Source organism: Streptomyces sp. NPDC006798, from assembly GCF_040635975.1.
GTDB lineage: Bacteria > Actinomycetota > Actinomycetes > Streptomycetales > Streptomycetaceae > Streptomyces.
In genome coordinates, this window is sequence record NZ_JBEYIS010000114.1 from 1 (window position 1) to 3,566 (window position 3,566).

The following is a 3,566-nucleotide window of genomic DNA, read 5'->3' on the forward strand; positions in this document are numbered from 1 at the left end:
GGAGCCCCCGTCATAGTCGGCGTCACCGAACGAGCCAGCGGCCCCCCACTCGTTCAGTACGCCTGCCCCACCTGCGCGGCCGAACACGGCGCCGGACCCTCCCCCGACGACGACATCAACTAACCACCACCCCGACTACCGAGTTGCTCGCGCAGTTCCCCGCGCCCCGAAAGTATCTGTTCCCGACATCTGATCCGGCAGATCCGCTCTTCGGGGCGTGCCGAAAGTCGATATCGTGCCGCTGTGGTGTCGTGTCAGACTTCTGCGCATGTCAGTTCGATATCCGCGCCCCCTGCACCCTGGTGACCGCATCGGCGTCACCTCTCCTTCGAGCGGGGTCCCGGAAGAGCTGCGCAGGCGCCTTGACGTGGCGATTCACGATGTAGAGGCCCGGGGATACGAGGTGGTCGTCGGCCGCTGCATGGACGGTGCCGGCCATGTCAGTGCCCCTGCCGCCGATCGCGCGCGAGAGCTGATGTCGATGCTGACGGATCCCGGCATCAGAGCCGTGGTGCCGCCGTGGGGCGGGGAGACGGCGATCGACCTGCTGCCCCTGCTGGACTGGGACCGGCTGCGCGATGCCGAGCCGACTTGGCTTGTCGGGTTCTCCGACATGTCGACCATCATCACACCGCTGACCCTCCTCACCGGGACGGCGACCGTGCACGGCAACAACCTCATGGACACGCCTTACCGGGTGCCGGAAGGACTGTTGTCATGGCTCGACATCGCCGCCGCCCCGCGAGGGCATCGGTACACGCAGACCCCGCCGAACCGCTACCGGGCCACGGGCTGGGACGACTACCGTGCCCAGCCCGAGGTGCGCGAGTACACGCTCGACACGCCCGGCAGATGGACCCGGCTGGACGGTGAGGGGGATGTGGAAGTCGAGGGGCGTCTGATCGGGGGCTGTATCGAGATGCTGTGCAACCTCACGGGAACGGCCTACCTCGATGTCTCGGCCTTCGCACGGGCCGAGTCCCCGGAAGGGCTCCTCGTGTATGTCGAAGCGGGCGGCCACGACGCCTTCGCCATCTCCAGGAACTTGCACGGGATGAGGCTGGCCGGCTTCTTCGACACGGCGAACGCGGTCCTCGTCGCCCGGACGTCGGCACCCGATGCCGACTCGCTCACCCAGCACCAAGCCGTGCTCGACGCACTCGGCCCCTTGAACGTTCCGATCATCGCCGATGTCGAGTGCGGCCACGTCCCGCCGTACCTGCCCATCGTCAACGGAGCACGCGGCCGGGTCGTACACACATCGACTCGCAGCGAACTGACCCAGATACTCGACTGATGCCTCGGGCCAGAGGCCCTGAACGGCTTCGATGTCGACTACATCACGACGACCTGCGGCCAGGTGCCGCCGAGACGCGGGCGAGGAACAGGGTGGCGAACTCCACTTCGTGATGGCAGGTCGGGGTGTTCGTAGCCGTCGCCCCGGGCACGAGGCCGGCCCGCCGTCGGTCGGCGCTGACGCACCCGTCGCTTCCGGATCACCGGACGACTACACGTCTTCCCAGGCCATCGAGCTCATCCGCCAGCCGATGGGGGTCCGTACGAACTGGACCGTCTTGCGGCCCGAGCCCTCGAACCGCTCGCCGTCCCGGATGCCGGACTTCCGGTATTCGCTGAACCGGTGCGCGATGGACCCGAAGACCTCGGTCCGCTCGGCGACCTCCCATTCGGAGAACTCGGTCAGCGTCCCGTCAGTGAGCATCCGCTCCCGGGGAGCGATGAAGGAGTCCAGGTCGTACACCACCGGCCCGGCATCGGCGCCTCCGGAGTTCGAGATGATCGTCCCCCGCGCGATGAACACCTCACGGACGGCACCGAGGTCGGGCCGCCTGCCACCGGTGTTGGTGAAAGCGTCGAAAAAGGTACGCGTCAGCCGGTCGAGTTCGGCCTTGACCTCGGAATCGGGTACGCCTCCCGCGGATGTTTCCGGCGCGGGCGGCCACTCCTCGGCCAGGACCGACCAGACCTCGATGTCGCGACGCTCGCCCCGGTACTCGGTGTGCTTGCGCAGCACACCGTCCCGGGTCATCCCCAGCCGGCGCGCGACCTCGACGCTCCGGGTGTTGCCCGGCCAGACCCACCACTCGGCCCGGCTCATCCCGCGCTCCGCGAAAGCCCAGTCGAGCAGCGCCCGGCACGCCCTGGTCACCAGCCCCCTGCCTTCCCCCGCGGCCTCCAGCCAGCAGCCGATCTCACATACTCCGGAGGTGCTGTCGAAGCGTGCGAACATGACGCCGCCGACGAGTGTGCCGTCCAGCCAGATCCCGTAGATCCGGGCGGTGTCCCCGGCCTGCTTGTCCGCGTAGCGCTGGAGGAGCGCGGCGGCGGAGGCGCGGTCGGTGCTGAAGGTCGCCCAGGGTATCCACGGGTCCACATGGGGTCGCGCGCGGTCGATATGGGCGAGGAACTCCTGTGTGTGCCAGGGCTCCAGAGGACGTAGCTGAGCGGTGTCGCCGAGCGGCAGTGTGAACACGGAATCCCCGTCCCTGGGTACGTAACAAGCGTTCGGTACGTAAGGTAGCAGCATGCCGCCCGCACCCGGAGACCGTGAAGCCCGCCGTGACGACGTGACCCGGGCGGTGTGGCAGGTCCTCGCCGACAAGGGCTTCGGCGGGCTGACCCTGCGCGCCGTCGCAGCCGCGATGGGCGTCTCGACCGGGATGCTCATGCACTACTTCCCGACCAAGCGGTCCCTGATCGCGCACGCGCTGGACCTGCTGGAGAAGCGCACCGCGGAACGCCCTCGCCGCGACCGTCCGGCCGACGGCCTGGCCACCGTGCGGGCCATGCTGCTGGACATCCTGCCGCTGACCGAGGGCGATACCGCCCGCAACCGCATCTGGGTCAGCTCCTGGGACCCGGCCCTCGCCGACGACGGACTCGCCGCGGACCAGGCCGGCCGCTACACCCGGTTGCGCTCGACGTTCCGCCCGCACTTCGAGGCCGCGCGTGGCCTGGGCGAAGTCCCTGAAGCCGCCGACCCGGAGCAACTCGCCGCCACCGCAGTCGCGTTCACCCACGGTCTCGTCGTCCAGGCACTCTTCGACCCCGGACGGTTTCCCGAGGACGTACAGATCGCCATGGTCGACGACTTCCTCGCCTCCATCGGACCGCCCCGGCCCGCACGGCGATGAGCCATCTGTGAAGTGTCGTCGCGGTGCCACCGTGGAGGTGTCATCACCGGACCACTTCTGGTTGGTTGATCCAGGCGCGACCCGATATCACCGGATCAAATCCGCATACCAGGATGAAACAATAGGAGAAAGCGACCTCTGAATGCCCTCCCGGGCGCCCTGAAAGGCGCTCGGCCTTTCGAAGGCCGAGCAGAGGAGCAACCAGGGGCGCGGGGAACTGCGCGACAAGCCACCGACCGGGCGCGGTCGCCCGACAACATTCACCCCGCAGGGCGGAAGGCGCGGACCTCACCCGGAGCGCCGAGGCGCCGGGGCGCGTGGCATCTCTGGGATCCGTCCTGCCAGTGGGATGACCCCGAGGCGGACATTCGGAATGCGAGAGACCGAAACCAGCCGATCGAGCTGCATCGCCAT

Annotated in this window: 3 protein-coding genes and 1 pseudogene; 2 read left to right on the forward strand and 2 right to left on the reverse strand. The window is 68.5% G+C overall.

Features of this window, described 5'->3' with window-relative positions; translation table 11 throughout:
- The first annotated feature begins 268 nt into the window (after positions 1-268).
- Positions 269-1,297: a S66 peptidase family protein gene (locus ABZ714_RS34750; RefSeq protein WP_358829368.1), complete on the forward strand. Its 1,029-nt coding sequence runs from the start codon at positions 269-271 to the stop codon at positions 1,295-1,297.
- Between the two features lie 210 nt (positions 1,298-1,507).
- On the opposite strand, the gene ABZ714_RS34755 is transcribed toward ABZ714_RS34750, so the two are convergent.
- The gene (locus tag ABZ714_RS34755) at positions 1,508-2,491 is read right to left on the reverse strand and encodes a GNAT family protein (RefSeq protein WP_358829369.1); all 984 of its coding nucleotides are present in this window, start codon (positions 2,489-2,491) and stop codon (positions 1,508-1,510) included.
- A 52-nt stretch (positions 2,492-2,543) separates the two neighbouring features.
- Between ABZ714_RS34755 and ABZ714_RS34760 the strand changes: the two genes are divergently transcribed.
- Positions 2,544-3,152, forward strand: coding sequence for a TetR/AcrR family transcriptional regulator (locus ABZ714_RS34760; RefSeq protein WP_358829370.1), 609 nt, complete (start codon positions 2,544-2,546; stop codon positions 3,150-3,152).
- A 327-nt stretch (positions 3,153-3,479) separates the two neighbouring features.
- Here the strand turns inward: ABZ714_RS34760 and ABZ714_RS34765 are convergent.
- Positions 3,480-3,566, reverse strand: a pseudogene (locus ABZ714_RS34765) (XRE family transcriptional regulator); the annotation flags it as partial.